Below are 17,003 nucleotides of genomic sequence, written 5' to 3'. Positions count from 1 at the left end.
GCGCACGGAAGGGCTGTTTCATGGACGCTGATGTCATCGTTGTGGGTGCGGGGCTGGCCGGGCTGGTCGCCACCCACGAACTGACCCGCCGCGGCAAGAAGGTCGCAGTGGTCGATCAGGAGAACGAGGCCAATCTGGGCGGTCAGGCCTTCTGGTCGTTCGGCGGTCTCTTCCTGGTCGACACCCCCGAGCAGCGGGTGCTGGGGATCAAAGACTCCCTCGAGCTGGCCTGGAACGACTGGTCCGGCAGTGCGGCGTTCGATCGCCCTGACGACGAAGACGTGTGGGCGGCCAAGTGGGCCCGTTCCTACGTGGAGTTCGCCGCGGGCGAGAAGCGGTCCTACCTGACCGACCTGGGTATCAGGTTCATGCCCACGGTGGGGTGGGCCGAGCGGGGTGACCTGCGTGCCGACGGACACGGCAACTCGGTACCGCGCTTCCACGTCGCGTGGGGGACGGGCACCGGAGTCGTTGAGCCTTTTGTGAATTCGGCCCTGGACGCCGCACAGGACAATCAGGTGACGTTCTACCACCGTCACCGTGTGGACGAATTGGTGTTCACCGACGGCGCGGTCACCGGCATCAAGGGCACGGTGCTGGCCCCCGATGATGCGGTGCGCGGCGCCCCGTCCAACCGAGACGCGGTCGGCGAGTTCGAGTTGTCGGCGCAGGCGGTGATCATCACCACCGGCGGGATCGGCGGCAACCACGAGATGGTGCGGCGGTACTGGCCCGAGCGGATGGGCACCCCACCGTCGTCGATGATCACCGGCGTTCCGGAATACGTCGATGGGCGCATGCTGGACATCGCCCATGACAGCGGGGTCCGCCTGGTCAACCGCGACCGGATGTGGCATTACACCGAGGGCGTCAAGAACTGGGACCCGATCTGGCCCAAGCACGCCATCCGCATCATTCCGGGCCCATCGTCGATGTGGTTCGACGCGCTGGGCAGACGACTGCCGGCGCCGTTCCTGCCCGGCTACGACACCCTGGGCACGCTGAAGTATCTGCGCACCAATCCCGAGATCGCGAACTACGACCACTCTTGGTACGTGCTGACCCAGAAGATCATCAAGAAGGAATTCGCCTTGTCGGGTTCGGAACAGAACCCCGACATCACCGGCAAGAGCCTGATGAAAGTGCTGCAGCAGCGCATCTTCAACAAAGACGCGACGGGTCCGGTCGAGGCGTTCAAGGCGCACGGAGCCGACTTCGTGATCGCGGACAACCTCGAAGATCTCGTCGCAAAAATGAATGCCCTGACCGATGAACCGCTGCTGGATCCAGCCGGAATCCGCGCCCAGATCGAGTCCCGCGATCTGCAGATCGCCAACCCATTCTGCAAGGACGTGCAGGTGCAGGGCATCCGCAACGCCCGGCGCGCACTGGGCGATCGATTGGGCCGGGTCGCCGCGCCGCACCGCATCCTGGACCCCAAGGCCGGACCGCTGATCGCGGCCAAGCTGCACATCCTGACGCGAAAGACGTTGGGCGGCATCCAGACTGATTTGTCCTCCCGCGCCATGGGCAAGGACGGTCAACCCATCCCCGGCCTGTACGCGGCGGGAGAGGTCGCCGGGTTCGGCGGCGGAGGCGTGCACGGATACAACGCGCTGGAGGGGACGTTCCTGGGCGGTTGCATCTTCTCCGGTCGGGCGGCCGGCCGCGGTGCCGCCGACGACCTCTGATCCCCGCGAGTCATCCCCGCGAGCAGACACAAAATCGCACCTTAACCGGGATTTCTGTGCGAGTTTGTGTCTGCTCGCCGGTGGAAGGAGCGCCTCCCACCGCCGTTGCGCTCAATCAGGCAAGATAGGCGCATGGACACTGGTGTGAACTCACCTCGGGTCTTGGTGGTCGACGACGACTCCGATGTGCTCGCGTCGCTGGAACGTGGTTTGCGGCTGTCCGGATTCGAGGTGTCCACCGCGGTCGACGGCGCGGAGGCTTTGCGCAGCGCCACCGAGACGCGGCCGGACGCGATCGTGCTCGACATCAACATGCCCGTGCTGGACGGCGTCAGCGTGGTAACGGCACTGAGAGCCATGGACAACGACGTGCCGGTGTGCGTGCTGAGCGCGCGCAGCTCCGTCGACGACCGGGTCGCCGGGCTGGAGGCCGGTGCCGACGACTACCTCGTCAAGCCGTTCGTGCTGGCCGAGCTGGTGGCGCGGGTGCGCGCCCTGCTGCGCCGCCGCGGCGCCACCGCCACCTCGTCCTCGGAGACCATCACGGTGGGTCCGCTGGAAGTGGACATCCCGGGCCGACGCGCCCGCGTCAACGGCGTCGACGTGGACCTCACCAAGCGGGAGTTCGACCTGCTTGCCGTGCTCGCCGAGCACAAGACGGCGGTGTTGTCCCGCGCGCAACTGCTCGAGTTGGTGTGGGGCTACGACTTCGCGGCCGACACCAACGTCGTCGACGTCTTCATCGGATACCTGCGGCGCAAGCTGGAAGCCAACGGCGGTCCGCGGCTCCTGCACACCGTCCGCGGAGTCGGTTTCGTGCTCAGGATGCAATGAGCGCGGTGGGTGCCCGATGGTGGCAGTGAACATCCTGTCGCGAATCTTCGCCCGCACACCGTCGCTTCGGACTCGGGTGGTGGTCGCGACGGTCATCGGGGCCGCCATTCCGGTGCTGATCGTGGGCGCCGTGGTCTGGGTGGGCATCACCAAGGACCGCAAGGAACGGCTGGACCGCAGACTGGACGAAGCCGCCGGGTTCGCGATCCCGTTCGTCCCCCGCGGCCTGGATGAGATACCGCGATCCCCCAACGACCAGGACGCGCTGATCACCGTGCGCCGCGGCAACGTGATCAAGTCGAACACCGACATCAACCTGCCCAAGCTGCAGGCCGACTACGCCGACACGTTCATCCACGGCGTGCGCTACCGGGTGCGCACGGTCGAGATCCCGGGTCCGGAGCCCACCTCGGTCGCCGTCGCCGCGACGTATGACGCCACCTACGCCGAAACCAACAACCTGCACCGCCGGGTACTGCTGATCTGTACCCTGGCCATCGGCGCCGCGGCCGTATTCGCTTGGCTGCTGGCCGCTTTCGCGGTGCGGCCGTTCAAACAGCTCGCCGAACAGACCCGCTCGATCGACGCGGGTGACGAGGACCCGCGGGTCGAAGTGCACGGCGCCAGTGAAGCCGTGGAGATCGCCGAAGCCATGCGAGGCATGTTGCAACGCATCTGGAACGAGCAGAACCGGACGCAGGAGGCGCTGGCCTCAGCCCGAGACTTCGCGGCCGTCTCATCGCACGAACTGCGGACCCCGCTGACCGCGATGCGCACCAACCTCGAGGTGCTGGCCACCCTCGATCTGCCCGACGACCAACGCAAGGAAGTGCTCAGCGACGTGATCCGCACCCAGTCGCGGATCGAGGCCACGCTCAGCGCGCTCGAGCGGTTGGCACAGGGCGAACTGTCCACCTCCGACGACCACGTGCCCGTCGACATCACCGATCTGCTCGACCGCGCCGCCCACGACGCCACCCGTATCTACCCCGATCTCGATGTGTCGCTGGTGCCGTCGCCGACGTGCATCATCGTCGGGATGCCGGCCGGGTTACGGCTGGCCGTCGACAATGCCATCGCCAATGCCGTCAAGCACGGCGGCGCCACCCACGTCCAGCTGTCCGCGGTCAGCTCACGGGCCGGAGTCGAGATCGCCATTGACGACAACGGCAGCGGGGTGCCGGAGCAGGAGCGACAAGTGGTGTTCGAGCGGTTCTCCCGGGGCTCGACAGCGTCGCATTCGGGGTCGGGCCTCGGGCTGGCTCTGGTCGCGCAACAAGCACACCTGCACGGCGGGACGGCGTCGCTGGAGGGCAGCCCGCTGGGTGGAGCGCGCCTGGTCCTGCGCCTTCCCGGACCGAGCTAGTTCTTACGCGTGCTGTTGCGCCAGGGCGTGAAGAACGCCCGCGCGGCGAACTCCTCGTCCTGGAACCAGACTTGGGCCTCCGTGTCCTCGTAACACTCATCCTCGGGTCCATAGAACAGCCGGGAATCCATGCGTCCCTTGATCGTCCACCCCTCCGGGCCGCTGCCGTCGAGGTTGGCGCGCATGGACCCCGGGCCGTAGGGCGCATACGGCATCAGCGGCAGAACGATGGTCTCGGCTTCGCTGCTTACTGGGATCTTCTCCGTCGCAGCATCTTTCGGAACGGGCCTGCGTCTGGGCGGGGCACCTTTCGACCTCGCCTTCTTGGCGGCGGCCTTCTTCGCCGGCCTCTTGCGTACCACCGGAATCTGTTCCGTCGGATGGTCTTTGACGACGGGAATCCGTTCGGTCGCCGCATCGCCGGAGACGGGCCTGCGCTTTCGCGGCGGCGCCTTGGAGACGGCCTTCTTCTTCGCCGGTCCGGCTTTGGGTTTGGGCTTGGCGGCCGGCAGCTTATTGGTGGGCGCCTCGGCGGCCGGGGCTTTCATCGCCGGTTCGGGTTTGGGACGGGGTTTCGGTTCAGCAACGGCCCAGGCCGGCATCTGAAGTCTGGCGGGCCGGGCCATCAGCGTGAACGTCAACACCATGCCCAGCCCGAACGACACGGCGGCCAACCACCAGTGCACCTGGGCGATCACCGCTTCACTCCGATGCCGGGCCATTGCGACGGCGGGCCCGGCCACTGCGGCTGCGGCAGTTCGGTCTCGGGCTCGGCCGCTTCGGGCTCCTCGCGCTCGACCGTCCCGGCGCCTGGCCACTGAGACGCGGTACCCGGCCACTGTGGTTGTGGCACCTCTGGCTCAGGTTCTGACGACTCGGCGACCTCGGGTTCCGGCTCGGGCTCAGGCTCGGGTTCGGGCTCTTCGGCAACCTCGGCAGCCGGCTCCGCATCCTCCGGCTCAACCGTCTGCGGGCCGGGCCACTGGGAAGCGGGGCCCGGCCACTGCGGCTGCACCAGCGCCGGCTCAGGTTCAGACGACTCGGCAAGTCCCGGCTCCGGTTCCAGTTCCGGTTCCGGTTCGGGTTCGGGTTCGGGGGCTGCGGCGGCCGGCTGGACAATCTCCGGCTCGACAATCTGGGGACCGGGCCACCGGGGCTGCGACAGCTCAGAGTCCAGCGCCTCGGCGACCCCGGGCGCTAGTTCGGCATCGGGTTCGGGTTCTGGCTCAGGCTCTGCTTCAAGAACTGCGGCGACCGGCTCGACGGTCTCCGGCTCGACAATCTGCGGGCCAGGCCACTGCGGCTGCGACAGCCCAGATTCCGACGCCTCGGCAACCGCCGGCTCGGGTCCTGGTTCGGCGACCGGGTCCGCCATCTCCGGCTCGACCGCCTCGGGTTCTGACGACTCTGCGACCGCGGTCTCGACGTCACCGGGTTCGGGCTCGGGCTCTTCGGGTTCTTCGAAAACCTCGGCGACCGGCTCCGCAATACCCGGCTCAGCCGATTGCAGATCGGGCTGCGGCTGCGCCGGCTCAGGCTCAGGCACGTCGGCCACTTCGGAATCTGCCTTCACTGCCTCGGCTTCGAGTTCCGGCTCGGCTACTTCGGCAACCGGCTCCTCGACCGCCGGGTCGGTGGGTGCACCCTCCACCATCTCGGCAACCTCGGACTCGGGTGCGGGCGGGGGCTCCTCTGCGACCTCGGACTCCGGCTGGACCGACTCCGGCCACAGCAGCTGCTCGAACGTCTCAGACTCCTCGGCCGGCGCCGCCTGAGGCTCGGGCCCCACCGGCTGAGGCACCTTGCTCGCAGCAGGAAGCGATTCCGAAACCGGCTCGGGCGCAACCTCTTCCGGCTTCCGTGCCGATCTGTCGGACTTGATCAACAGCGAGGCGATCCCGTAGGCGACGGCCGACCCGGCCACAAAAGCAGCCAGGTAGACCAACCACTGGATCAGAAACCCCATGCTTGATTCTCCCCTAGCCGACCACAAGCTCGGCGCGACGGTTCTTCGCACGACCCTCAGCCGTGTCATTACTGGCTATCGGGTTTGCCGAACCCAGACCTTTGGCCGTGACGCGATCCCGGGTCACGCCGTTGGCAATGAGGAACTCGGCCACCAGGTTGGCCCGCTGCACGCTCAACGGAATGTTGATCCCCTCGGCGCTGGCGTTATCGGTGTACCCGTTGACTGTGATGCGCGCGGCCGGGCAGGCCTTGAGCTGGTCGGCCACCCGGAGCAGAATCTGCGTGTCGTCCGGAGTGAGGCTCACCCCGTCGGTGCCGAAGGCCAGTGGACCTCCGGTCATCTTGTTGAGGACCGCTTGGAGGTTGTCGCAAGCGCCAGGCCCGGGAGGCGGGACGGGGGCACCTGCCTGCGGCACATTCGGCGTGATCTGACCCCTGGCCACGATCGTGTTGGAGACGTTCACGCCCGGCCAGGCGCTGACCACCGCGCGCTCGACGGCGTCCTTCTGATCCGGCGATGCGGTGCCGCCCAGCGTGACGGTGTCTTTCTCGACCTTCAACGTGAAATCAGGGATCGGCGCGCCGGCGGTGAAAACCGGCTCTGCGAGCGCGAAGTCGAGGGTGCGCACGAGTGGGTCGATATGAATCTGGTCGACGACACTGACACCGGGAGGCGTAAGAGCTTTAAGGGATTTGATCAGCGCAGCCTTTGCGGCGTCGTCGGGGACGTCGCCGATCAGGGTGACGCTGTTTCCGCTGCGGCTGATTGAGAGCAACGACAGCGACAGGCTCGGAGCATTGGCGGCGTTCGTCGCACCGGCCGGCGCGGCCGTGAGCGTGGGCAGGTCGCCGGTCGGCCCGTTGACGCCCATCGGCCGCTCATATGCGCCGTATCCGACGATCGCCAGCAGAAACGGAATCGCAGCGAGCCCGATCAACCAGGCGCGCCCGAGCCGCTGACGGTGGTATCTCGGGGTGGGCTGAGCCTGGTCGCTTTGCCGGGCGGGCGCGAGCGCTTCGTCCACCCCCACATCTGGACCCACCGTCGCTCCTCACTCAAACCGCCGTTGTTCGCGCTTTCAGGCGATATGAGCCTACCGAGTCCGCATACGATACCGAGGGAACGTGGGGCAGACTGGTGCAATGGCCAACGGAAACAAACCGACGGACAGCGACGCCCTGGCACACATCCGTGACCTGGTCGCCCAGGAGAAGACCCTGCGTGAGCAGGTGCAGCAGGGTGAGATCTCCACCGACGAGGAACACGAGCGGTTGCGCCGCCTGGAGGTCGAACTCGATCAGTGTTGGGACCTGCTTCGGCAGCGCCGGGCCCTGCGCGAAACCGGTGGTGACCCGCGCGAAGCCGCGGTGCGACCGGCCGATGAGGTCGAAGGCTACATCGGATAGCCCGTTCAATGGCTGACGCCGATTTCGATGCAGTCATCATTGGCGGCGGCCATAACGGCCTGGTCGCCACCGCCTATCTGGCCCGGGCGGGCCTTCGGGTGAGACTGCTCGAACGCTTGCCGCACATCGGCGGTGCCACCATATCGGCGCAGGTCTTCGACGGTGTTGACGTCCGACTGTCGCGTTACTCGTATCTTGTGAGCCTGCTGCCGACGCGCATTCTCGAAGACCTCGGTGCGCGAGTGCGACTGGCCAGACGACCCTACTCGTCCTACACGCCGGACCCGGGAACGTCGGGACGCACCGGCCTGCTGGTCGGGCAGAACGGCAGCTTCGCGGCCATCGGAGCGGCCGAAGACGAGCGCCGCTTCGCCGCTTTCTACCGGCGTTGCGGGCAGGTCACCGGGCGTCTCTGGCCTACCTTGCTCGAACCATTGCGCACCCGGGAGCAGGCTCGCCAACTCGTGCTCGATGGCGGCTCCTCTGATGGCATGGCCGCATGGCATGCCATGGTCGAGGAGCCGATCGGACATGCCATCACCGACGCAGTGACCAGCGACGTGGTTCGCGGTGTCATGGCGACCGACGCGCTGGTCGGCACCTTCGCACGCCTGAACGACACGTCGCTGCTGCAGAACATCTGCTTCCTGTACCACGTGCTTGGCGGTGGGACCGGCGACTGGAATGTGCCGGTCGGCGGCATGGGCGCGGTGTCCTCGGCCCTAGCCGCCGCGGCGACTCGTCATGGAGCCGAAATAACAACGGCCGCTGATGTTTTCGCTCTGAATCCGGATGGTGAGGTGCGCTACCGCAGCGACGGGGGCGAGCAACGGGTCCGTGGCCGTTTTGTGCTGGCAGGCGTCGGGCCGGCGGTGCTGGCCGGCCTGCTGGGCGAGTCGGCGCCACCGGTGGCGCCGGGTCCGCAGGTCAAGGTCAACATGGTGCTCAGTCGGTTGCCGCGCCTGCGCGATCAGGACGTGAGCCCCGAAAAGGCTTTCGGCGGCACGTTTCACGTCAACGAGACATGGTCGCAACTCGATGCCGGATACCTGCGGGCCGCCGCCGGTCAGCTGCCGGATCCGTTGCCGTGTGAGGCGTACTGCCATTCCCTGACCGATCGCAGCATCGTCTCCCCCCACCTGCCCGGCGTCCAGACGATGACGGTATTTGGCTTCCAAGCCCCAGTCTCCGGATCTCCGGAGCCGGACCGACTGCGCGAGCAACTGACCGATGCCGTGCTGGCGTCGTTGAATTCCGTTCTGGCCGAACCGATTCAGGATGTGCTGCTGCCCGACGCGCATGGACGCCCCTGCCTGGAGACCACCACGACGCTGGATCTACAGGACCGGCTGGGAATGACCGCGGGCAATATCTTCCACGGCGCGCTGTCGTGGCCGTTTGCTGAGGACGACGATCCGCTGGACACGCCGGCGCGTCGGTGGGGCGTGGGCACAGCGCACGACCGGATCATGCTGTGCGGGTCCGGTGCCCGCCGCGGCGGGGCGGTCTCGGGCATCGGTGGGCACAACGCCGCCATGGCGGTGCTGGCCTCGCTTTAGCTGCGCGAGCAGACGCAAAATCGCCCTAGGAGCGCACGCTCCAGGGCGATTTTGCGTCTGCTCGCGCTACTAACTAGCGCCCGTCGATGCCGGCGTAGTCGCGCTCGGTGTAGCCGGTGTAGATCTGGCGCGGACGCCCGATCTTGCTGTCGCCCTCGTCGTGCATCTCGCGCCAGTGCGCGATCCAGCCCGGGAGCCGGCCCAGCGCGAACAACACGGTGAACATCCGGACCGGGAAGCCCAGGGCCCGGTAGATCAGGCCGGTGTAGAAATCGACGTTCGGGTAGAGCTTGCGCTCGATGAAGTAGTCGTCGGTGAGCGCCGCCTCTTCCAGCTGCTTGGCGATGTCCAGCAGCGGGTCGCCGCCGAGCTTGGCCAAGATCTTGTCCGCCTGCTCTTTGACGATCCGGGCCCGCGGGTCGTAGTTCTTGTAGACGCGGTGACCGAAGCCCATGAGCTTGACGCCGGCCTCACGATTCTTGACCTTGCGAACGAACTCGCCCACGTCGTCGCCGCTCTCGCGGATCTGCTCGAGCATCTCAAGCACGGCCTGGTTCGCGCCGCCGTGCAGCGGACCCCACAAGGCGTTGATCCCGCCGGAGATCGACGTGAACAGGTTGGCCTGGGAGGACCCGACCAGCCGCACGGTCGACGTCGAACAGTTCTGCTCGTGGTCAGCATGCAGGATCAGCAGCATGTCCAGGGCCCGAACCACCTCGGGGTCGGCCTGGTAGGGCTCGGCGGGCAGACCGAACGTCATGCGCAGGAAGTTCTCCACCAGGGTCAAAGAGTTGTCCGGGTAGAGGAACGGCTGGCCGACCGACTTCTTGTAGGCGTAGGCGGCGATGGTGGGCAGCTTGGCCAGCAGCCGGATGGTGGACAACTCGACCTGGGTGTTGTCGGTGGGGTCCAGCGAATCCGGGTAGTAGGCCGACAGCGCGTTGACCGTGCTGGACAACACCGGCATCGGGTGGGCGTTGCGCGGGAATCCGTCGAAGAACCGCTTGAGGTCCTCGTGCAGCATGGTGTGCAGCTGGATGCGCTGGGTGAATTCCGCCAGCTGATCGGTGGTGGGCAGCTCGCCGTAAATCAGCAGGTAGGAGACCTCGATGAACGTGGACTTCTCGGCCAGCTGATCGATCGGATATCCGCGGTAACGCAGGATGCCGGCGTCGCCGTCGATGTAAGTGATGGCGCTCTTGCACGAGGCCGTATTGACGAAGCCGTTGTCGAAGGTGGTGTGCCCGGTCTTCGACAGCAGCGGACCCAGCGCAATGCCGTCGGCACCTTCTGTTGCGTGGACGACCTTCAGGTCGATCTCGCCCCCCGGGTACTTCAGAGTTGCGGTGTCGTCGGTGTCGCCCACGAGAACCCCTTTGCGCTCAGGCTTGATATGGCTACCCGCCCCAGGACCGGCATCGGTGCACTAGGTGCGTATAGGTGAAGGTAGTCGTTATCTCGACGGCGTGCCTTCCCGGGGTCGGATCTGCACGCCGGCCGCCCGGCGGAGAACCTGAAACTCCGCGCAACGTGCTGGTTAACGCCCTATCCTTGGGCGGTGACCACGTGCGGGTCGTGCGGCAATGAGCTGCGTGAGCACGCCAAGTTCTGCGACCAGTGCGGCGCTCCCAGGATCTCTGCGGCCGATACCGCAAAGTACAAGCAGGTGACGGTGCTGTTCGCCGACGTGGTGCGTTCCATGGACATCGCGGCGGCGTTGGACATCGAGCGGCTGCGCGAGGTGATGACCGAGCTGGTGCAGCGCTCGGCCGCGGTAGTGCAGCGCTACGGCGGGACCGTCGAGTACACCGGCGACGGGGTGATGGCACTGTTCGGCGCGCCAGTGGCTTTAGAGGACCACGCCTACCGCGGATGCCTGGCGGCGCTGGCCATCCAGGAGGACGCCGCCGGGCTGGCGGCCGAAGTCGCCCGCCGCGACGCCGTGGCGCTGCAACTGCGAGTTGGCCTCAACTCCGGGCGGGTCATTGCAGGCGAGATCGCGTTGGGTTACGCCGCGACGGGAGAGACGGTCGGGCTGGCCCAACGCATGGAATCGGCCGCGCCGCCGGGCGGGGTGCTGCTCTCAGCGGCGACCGCACGGCTGGTCGAGCACGTCGTCGTGCTGGACGAGCCCGAATGGGTGCCGATCAAGGGGGCCGACCAACCGGTGCTCGCCCGCCGGCTGCTGTCGGTCCGCCGGCCAGACGGTATGGTGCCGCGCGCTGAGGCGAGTCTGGTGGGCCGGCGCTGGGAGATGGCGGCGCTGGACGCCACAGTCGACCGCGCGATCGGCGGCCGCGGCGGCGTCGTGACGGTGGTGGGACCGCCAGGCATCGGCAAGAGCCGGGTGGCTCGCGAGATCGCGGCGCGGGCCGCCTCACGCCGCGTAGAGGTGTACTGGACGTTCTGCGAATCGCACGCCCGCGACGTTTCCTTCGGCGTCGTGGCCAGGTTGCTGCGCGCCGCCAGCGGCGTCACGGGCCTCGACGGACCCGCCGCCCGCAGGCAGGTCCGGGACACCGTGCCTCCCGATGCCAACCCGCAAGACCTGCTGATGCTCGACGATCTGCTCGGCATCGCCGACCCGGACGTGCCGCTGCCCCAGATAGACCCGGAGGCCCGACGGCGCCGGTTGACTTCATTGATCAACAGCACAACGCTGGCACGCACCGATCCGGCGCTGTTCGTCGTCGAGGACGCGCACTGGATCGACGCGGTCAGCGAGTCGATGCTTGCCGACTTCCTCACCGTCATCGCCGGTACCCCGTCCGTGGTGTTGATCACCTACCGTCCGGAGTACCAGGGAGCGCTGACGCGGGTACTCGGAGCCCAGACGATAGCGCTTGCGCCGCTGGCTGATTCAGATACGGCGGCACTCCTCAGTGAGCTGCTCGGTTCCCATCCCTCGGTCGGCGACCTGGCACCGATCATCGCCGAGCGCGCCGCGGGCAACCCGTTCTTCACCGAGGAGATGGTGCGGGAACTGGTACAACGCGGGACGCTGACCGGCGAGCGCGGCAGCTACATCTGTTCTGCGGCAGTCGCCGAGCTGAGTGTGCCTGCCACGGTGCAGGCGGCGATCGCGGCACGCGTCGACCGACTCGATTCGGCCGCGCGGCGGACGTTGAGCGCCGCATCGGTGATCGGTGCCCGTTTCGACGCCGGGCTGCTCGCAAAGTTGGGCATCGAGCCGCAAGTCGAGGAACTGCTGCGTGCGGAACTGATCGACCAGGTGCGGATGGCACCGAGCGCCGAGTACGCGTTTCGACATCCGCTGATCCGCCAGGTGGCCTATGAATCGCAGTTGAAGGCCGACCGCGCCGAGTGGCACCGGCGACTGGCCACGGCCATCCAATCGGGTGGCCCGACATCGGCCGATTCCGATGCCGCGCTCATCGCCGAACACCTGGAGGCCGCCGGCGACCTGCCTGCGGCTTATGGCTGGCAGATGCGCGCGGGAACGTGGTCGGCGACCCGCGACGTCACCGCCGCCCGGGTCAGTTGGGAGCGGGCACGACGGATCGCCGACGCGCTGCCCGACGACGACCCCGACCGGCTGTCGATGCGCATCGCCCCCCGCACCATGTTGTGCGCGATCAGCTGGCAGGCGATACAGGAAACCCGCGGCCTGTTCGAGGAACTGCGGGAGTTGTGCACCGCGGCCGGCGACAAGGTGTCACTTGCTATCGGCATGACCGGGCTGGAAACCGAGCTCATGTTCGCCGCGCGGACGCGCGAGGGGTCGCGGCTGGCATCCGAGCAGATGGCACTGCTTTTCTCGATCGACGATCCCGCGCCGACCGTAGGTTTGGCGTTCATAGCGTTCAACAACTGGTTCGATGCCGGCGAATTCGGCGAGATCCTGCGGTGGTCGGACATCGTCATCGACCTGGCCGACGGCGACCCCGCCAAGGGGGCTGAGTTCGGTTTCGGATCGCCGCTGGCGGCAGCGCTGGCCTGGCGCGGCGTCGCGGGCTGGTGGGTGGGCCGTCCTGGCTGGCGTCAAGACGTAGATGCCGCCTACCTGGCCGGGCAGCGTGATCCGACATCTCAGGCGATGATCGCCTGCTGGACTTACGGGCTGGCTATCAGCTACGGAGTGCTCCGGGCCGATGACGCCACGCTGGACAAGCTCGAGCAGGCACTGCATACCGCCGAAGGATCGAGCAACGCGGCGCTCAGCATCGTCAAGTACGGACTGGCAGCTGCACTGCTGCGCCGAGACGCCGGCGCCGACCGCGAGCGCGGCCTGGAACTGATGATGCAGGTCCGCGACATCTGGCTGAACGAACCCATTCCCTTCCTGGTTCCGGTCGCCGAGCTGTGGGTCGCCCGGGTCAGATCCCGACGCGGCGAGCACGACGCCGCCATCCCGGTCATGCGCAGTGCGGTCGACGAGCTGTACCGAGCGGGTCGCCCCTTCTTCGGTGTTCTCGCCAGCGGCATGCTGGTGGAGACCCTGCTGGAGCGGGGCACCGAGGGCGACCTGGTCGAGGCGCAAGACGCCATGGAACGCTTGGCTCACCTTGGTGGACAACAGGATTGGGCGATGCGCGAGATCACGCTAGTGCGGCTGCGTGCTCTGATGGCCCGCACCCGCGGCGGCGACGACGTTTACCGGGATCTATCGGACCGTTATCGGGCCATGGCCGAAGCACTCGGATTCGAGGGACACGCCGGGTGGGCCGAGGCAATGATGGAGCACGCTGCCGATCGCCCGGCCCCGCACAAGTCAGGTAATTGACGCAATCTCCCCCAGGAACTTCTGGATACCGGGGATCAGAACCGGGCACGGGCTGCATTCGATGAAAGTCCGGTAACCGCGTTCGCACGACCACCGGACGGCTTCGTTGAACAGGCCGGCTTGTTGCAAGTTGGCGAACCAGTAATCGGCGTCGAGGATCGACGTGTCCAGTCCGGCGCCGGTGACCGAGGAGATGAACGGAACATCCGCGCATCGCGGCCGCATTCCGCCGAGCGAGACGCGCAACCGTTGGCGAAGCGTGTCCACCTCGGCACAGTGGGTGTCCGGAACCGCCCCGATCGCGTTGCCGCACAACGTCACCACTCGCGCGGCGTCTCGCAGCGACAAGGCACCGGAGACGTATGCCGCCGCGACTTCACCCAGGGCTAGGCCTATCACCGCATCCGGATGGATTCCCATCGCACGCCACTGCGCAGCAAGCGACACCGTCACCGCAAACAGCACCGATGGCGCGACGTCGGGGCGATCCGGCCTGGGGCACCCGGCGCCGCACAGCACCGTCCCGAGCAGCGGCCAATCGACGAACTCGGCGAAAGCGTCTTCACAAAGCCGCAACTGCGCCCGGAACGCATGCGCGCATTCGACGGCCGCGAGCGCACCGCCAGTCAGGCACGAACTCTGTCCGGGGAACACGAACACCGTCCCACCGGTCGCGATGGCCTTCGCGACAAGATCTTCGGTACGAACGCCCCTACGGGCGGCGAAGCTCGCAGCGATCACAGGACTCGGCCGACGGGTCACTCGGCCATCATGTGAAGGTCAGCGTCGAACTCAAGCAGTATTCCGCTACTCAAGTCGGCGATGCGACACCAGCGCGGCGAGTTCCTCGCGGGTGGTGGTGCCGGTTTTCGACATCGCCCGGTAGATGTGGCTTTCCACGGTGCGTACCGAAAGTGTCAGCCGGTCAGCGACCGCCCGGTTGGACAAACCCGCACCGATGAGCATGACGATCTCCCGCTCCCGATCGGTGAACGGCAGCGGTTCGCTTGCCTGGCGACGCGCTGGAGTCGACACCCCGCCGCACTGCTCTGCCAAGGCATCCGCCCTGGCCGCACAGCCCAGGGCCGAGCCCCGTAACCCCTGGTTGCGGTACGCGACGGCGGCATGGGCGGCCGCGTCGATCGCGGCAATGTGGTCACCGACCTGTTCGAACTCGTCTGAGGCCGCGGCGAGCCCACCGGCGTCGCCCGAATTGAGGGCGGCCGAGAAGCGCGCCGCGATGCCGACCCGCGGTCCCTCGACAACCGCTTCGAGCTCGTTCAACCTGGCTGCGCCGGATCGGTCCCCAAACTGGGCGGCGGTCTGCAGACACAGCACTTCCGCCCCGAATTGCCCTTTCGCCGAGGCCTTTTGGGCCGTAGCCAACGCGATCGAGATCGCCTCGGAGACGGCGCCCTGGACCGCAGCCACCCACGCCCGCGCCACACCGCGCTCGTAGTCCAGCGACCGGAAAGGGCGATGCTGTTTGTCCAACGCGGCGAGCTCGGCAGTCGCCTGCTCGAGGGATCCTCTGACGGCCAGGGCAGTGATCCGGCAGATGTCGTACCGGTATCCCCAGCCCAGTGCGTGCGTAGCTGTCAGTCCTACCACTGCACTTTCCAGCAACGGGCCCGCGGATTGCACATTCCCCGCTCCGAGTGCGGCCCTACCCCTGATTGCGGCACCCAGCAATTGAGCAGCCCCCGGCATGTCGGCCGCCCGACGGCTCACCCACTCGGCCACCTCGAGGGCCTCTGAAATTCGGCCCGCCCACAACAGCGCGCTCACGTGCGAATCCGCGATGTTGAACGCCATCTGCGGTGCGTCGAAAGAGCGTGCCGCACTGGCATATCCGGCCTCAGCGAGGGCTGAGGCTTCGCCGGCTCGTCCCGCATCCGCGGTTATTGTGGCCAGGACCCAGGCGATCTCAGCGCCGACGACCGCGGGTAGCTCGGTCAGTACCAGGCTCTTCGAGGCGCGCAGCGCGGCATCCGGTTCGTCGGTCGCAAACCAGTAGACCGTCAGAAAGGCATCGATATAGCTACGCACCTGCGGTGCTGCGGTCCGCGCCGCGTCGTCGATGATCGCCTTTGCGCGCGCGGGGTCACCGAGCGCCCACAGCACGTTGCTGGCCCGCAGGAACGCGAGTCGGGCGCGCTCTATGTCTGTCAGCAGGCTGACGTCCATACCGGCCAGCACCGCGTCGGCGTCGGCGCCCCGGCCCAACCAGGAAAGTGCATGCGCGCGAACGAAACTCGCGTCGGTACCCGCTCCGGCCCGGACCGCGGCGTCGCCAAGTCGATCCGCCAGCGGCAAATCCGCCAACCAGACAGCGCCATGCGCCGCGCTGACGAGGAGGTCCGGGTCGGGTGTGAGATCGGACTCCAGACTCAGGGTGGCGCGGCGCACCACGACCTGGATGTCGTCGCTGCGGTCGCACGTGGCGAGTTCAGCGGCAACGAGTCCGCGCAATCGCCTCAGCCGGGTCGACGGCGCGCGCCGTCGGCGCACCTCACCGTAAAGCGGGTGCGCCAAGCGCACCTGCACACCGCCGTCGGACGACTCGAGAGTGATAAGGGCACGCGTGTCGGCCTCCTCTATCGCTGCCGGGTCAGCGATGCGCCTCAGGTGCGACAGCTCGACGGGCTCCCCGACAGCGACCACGTCAACCACGTCGCTGACCGGCGCGGGCAGGGCTCCGATACGGCATTCGATCAACTCGACCAGTCCGGGCGGCATGACGGGATCGCCCAGCCAACGCCAGTAACCGTCCCGGCGGACGATTCGCCCATCTGCGACCTCCTGCTCGACGATGTTGCGCAGATACAGCAGGTTGCCGCGGGTGAGCCGCCAAAGTCGCTGAGTGGCAATCGGATCCATGGGCCCACTCAGAGTGGCTGAGAGCAGCGAGCCGGTTTCCTCGAGCGATAACGGCTGCAGGTCGATTCGTTCGAATTGGCCGATCCCCCAGATCTCCTGCACCGCAGGTGGAACGGGATCGCCTCCGCGAACGGTGAGCAACACCTTCGCGGCTCCCCGCTGCACGACCTGGTGGAGCACGAAAATCGAGAGCTCGTCCAGCAATTGGACGTCGTCGACGGCCAGCACCACCGGAACACCCTCGGGCGCCGCCGTCAGGGCTTCCATCACGGCGCGGGGCAACTGCACCACGTCGCTGACTCCTGGCTGCGCCCACTCGGTAAAGGCGCCCAACGGAATCGCCCGAGCCGCCGAGGTGCCGACGGCCCATCGGCCCTCGCAACCCCTGGAAACGGCTGCAGACAGCGCTTCGCGAGCGATCCGACTCTTACCGACCCCCGCTGGACCGCAGACGACGACGCCGGGGGTGTCCGAGGCCGCGAGGGCAGCTTTGATGATCCGCAGCTGCTCCAAGCGGCCGACCAGCGGCCACGACAAGCGCACGTCCGTAGCGT

Annotated in this window: 12 protein-coding genes; 6 read left to right on the top strand and 6 right to left on the bottom strand. The window is 67.3% G+C overall.

Annotation, left to right across the window (positions count from 1 at the left end):
• The first annotated feature begins 20 nt into the window (after nt 1-20).
• The 3 genes from ACNQS7_RS25130 (at nt 21) to prrB (ending at nt 3,891) form a co-directional block, all read left to right on the top strand.
• The gene (locus tag ACNQS7_RS25130) at nt 21-1,691 is read left to right on the top strand and encodes an FAD-binding dehydrogenase (protein ID WP_418014664.1); all 1,671 of its coding nucleotides are present in this window, start codon (nt 21-23) and stop codon (nt 1,689-1,691) included.
• 132 nt (nt 1,692-1,823) lie between these two features.
• The gene (prrA, locus tag ACNQS7_RS25125) at nt 1,824-2,525 is read left to right on the top strand and encodes a two-component system response regulator PrrA (protein ID WP_036364553.1); all 702 of its coding nucleotides are present in this window, start codon (nt 1,824-1,826) and stop codon (nt 2,523-2,525) included.
• Between the two features lie 25 nt (nt 2,526-2,550).
• Nucleotides 2,551-3,891 carry a two-component system sensor histidine kinase PrrB gene (gene prrB, locus ACNQS7_RS25120; protein ID WP_055580674.1) on the top strand — a complete coding sequence of 447 codons (1,341 nt, stop codon included), beginning with the start codon at nt 2,551-2,553 and terminating at the stop codon, nt 3,889-3,891.
• Here prrB and ACNQS7_RS25115 read toward each other — a convergent pair.
• From ACNQS7_RS25115 to ACNQS7_RS25105, 3 genes are read right to left on the bottom strand one after another with little or no spacing between them, the layout of a single operon-like run.
• Nucleotides 3,888-4,589, bottom strand: coding sequence for a hypothetical protein (locus tag ACNQS7_RS25115; RefSeq protein ID WP_418014663.1), 702 nt, complete (start codon nt 4,587-4,589; stop codon nt 3,888-3,890). The genes prrB and ACNQS7_RS25115 overlap by 4 nt on opposite strands.
• Entirely contained in the window at nt 4,586-5,857 is a 1,272-nt protein-coding gene (locus ACNQS7_RS25110) for a hypothetical protein (protein ID WP_418014662.1), read from the bottom strand. Before ACNQS7_RS25110 ends, ACNQS7_RS25115 begins: the two co-directional genes overlap by 4 nt.
• 13 nt (nt 5,858-5,870) lie before the next feature.
• The gene (locus ACNQS7_RS25105; protein ID WP_418014661.1) at nt 5,871-6,902 is read right to left on the bottom strand and encodes an OmpA family protein; all 1,032 of its coding nucleotides are present in this window, start codon (nt 6,900-6,902) and stop codon (nt 5,871-5,873) included.
• Nucleotides 6,903-7,002: 100 nt separating this feature from the next.
• Here ACNQS7_RS25105 and ACNQS7_RS25100 point away from each other — a divergent pair, with 100 nt between their 5' ends.
• Nucleotides 7,003-7,266, top strand: coding sequence for a DUF2630 family protein (locus ACNQS7_RS25100; protein ID WP_418014660.1), 264 nt, complete (start codon nt 7,003-7,005; stop codon nt 7,264-7,266).
• A gap of 8 nt (nt 7,267-7,274) precedes the next feature.
• Nucleotides 7,275-8,825: a phytoene desaturase family protein gene (locus ACNQS7_RS25095; RefSeq protein WP_418014659.1), complete on the top strand. Its 1,551-nt coding sequence runs from the start codon at nt 7,275-7,277 to the stop codon at nt 8,823-8,825.
• Nucleotides 8,826-8,898: 73 nt separating this feature from the next.
• Here the strand turns inward: ACNQS7_RS25095 and ACNQS7_RS25090 are convergent, their stop codons facing one another.
• Complete coding sequence (locus ACNQS7_RS25090) at nt 8,899-10,191, bottom strand: citrate synthase (protein ID WP_055580627.1); 1,293 nt, start codon at nt 10,189-10,191, stop codon at nt 8,899-8,901.
• Between the two features lie 192 nt (nt 10,192-10,383).
• On the opposite strand from ACNQS7_RS25090, the gene ACNQS7_RS25085 reads away from it, so the two are divergent.
• On the top strand, nt 10,384-13,569 hold the full coding sequence (locus ACNQS7_RS25085) for an AAA family ATPase (protein ID WP_418014658.1): 3,186 nt from the start codon (nt 10,384-10,386) through the stop codon (nt 13,567-13,569).
• On the opposite strand, the gene ACNQS7_RS25080 is transcribed toward ACNQS7_RS25085, so the two are convergent.
• Complete coding sequence (locus ACNQS7_RS25080) at nt 13,558-14,331, bottom strand: acyltransferase domain-containing protein (protein ID WP_418014657.1); 774 nt, start codon at nt 14,329-14,331, stop codon at nt 13,558-13,560. The two genes, ACNQS7_RS25085 and ACNQS7_RS25080, sit on opposite strands and share 12 nt — an antisense overlap.
• A 45-nt stretch (nt 14,332-14,376) precedes the next feature.
• Nucleotides 14,377-16,992: an AAA family ATPase gene (locus ACNQS7_RS25075; RefSeq protein ID WP_418014656.1), complete on the bottom strand. Its 2,616-nt coding sequence runs from the start codon at nt 16,990-16,992 to the stop codon at nt 14,377-14,379.
• Nucleotides 16,993-17,003: the final 11 nt, after the last annotated feature.

It is taken from the genome of Mycobacterium sp. 23 (assembly GCF_048287075.1).
Classification (GTDB): domain Bacteria; phylum Actinomycetota; class Actinomycetes; order Mycobacteriales; family Mycobacteriaceae; genus Mycobacterium; species Mycobacterium gordonae_B.
Note: the sequence above shows the minus strand (reverse complement) of the source record. Positions and strands in the feature narration are given on the sequence as shown.

Bases quoted from the DNA above. Each gene is read 5' to 3' on its own strand.
- ACNQS7_RS25130 (WP_418014664.1), top strand. From the start codon at position 21: ATGGACGCTGATGTCATCGTTGTGGGTGCGGGGCTGGCCGGGCTGGTC.
- prrA (WP_036364553.1), top strand. From the start codon at position 1,824: ATGGACACTGGTGTGAACTCACCTCGGGTCTTGGTGGTCGACGACGAC.
- ACNQS7_RS25110 (WP_418014662.1), bottom strand. From the start codon at position 5,857: ATGGGGTTTCTGATCCAGTGGTTGGTCTACCTGGCTGCTTTTGTGGCC.
- ACNQS7_RS25100 (WP_418014660.1), top strand. From the start codon at position 7,003: ATGGCCAACGGAAACAAACCGACGGACAGCGACGCCCTGGCACACATC.
- ACNQS7_RS25095 (WP_418014659.1), top strand. From the start codon at position 7,275: ATGGCTGACGCCGATTTCGATGCAGTCATCATTGGCGGCGGCCATAAC.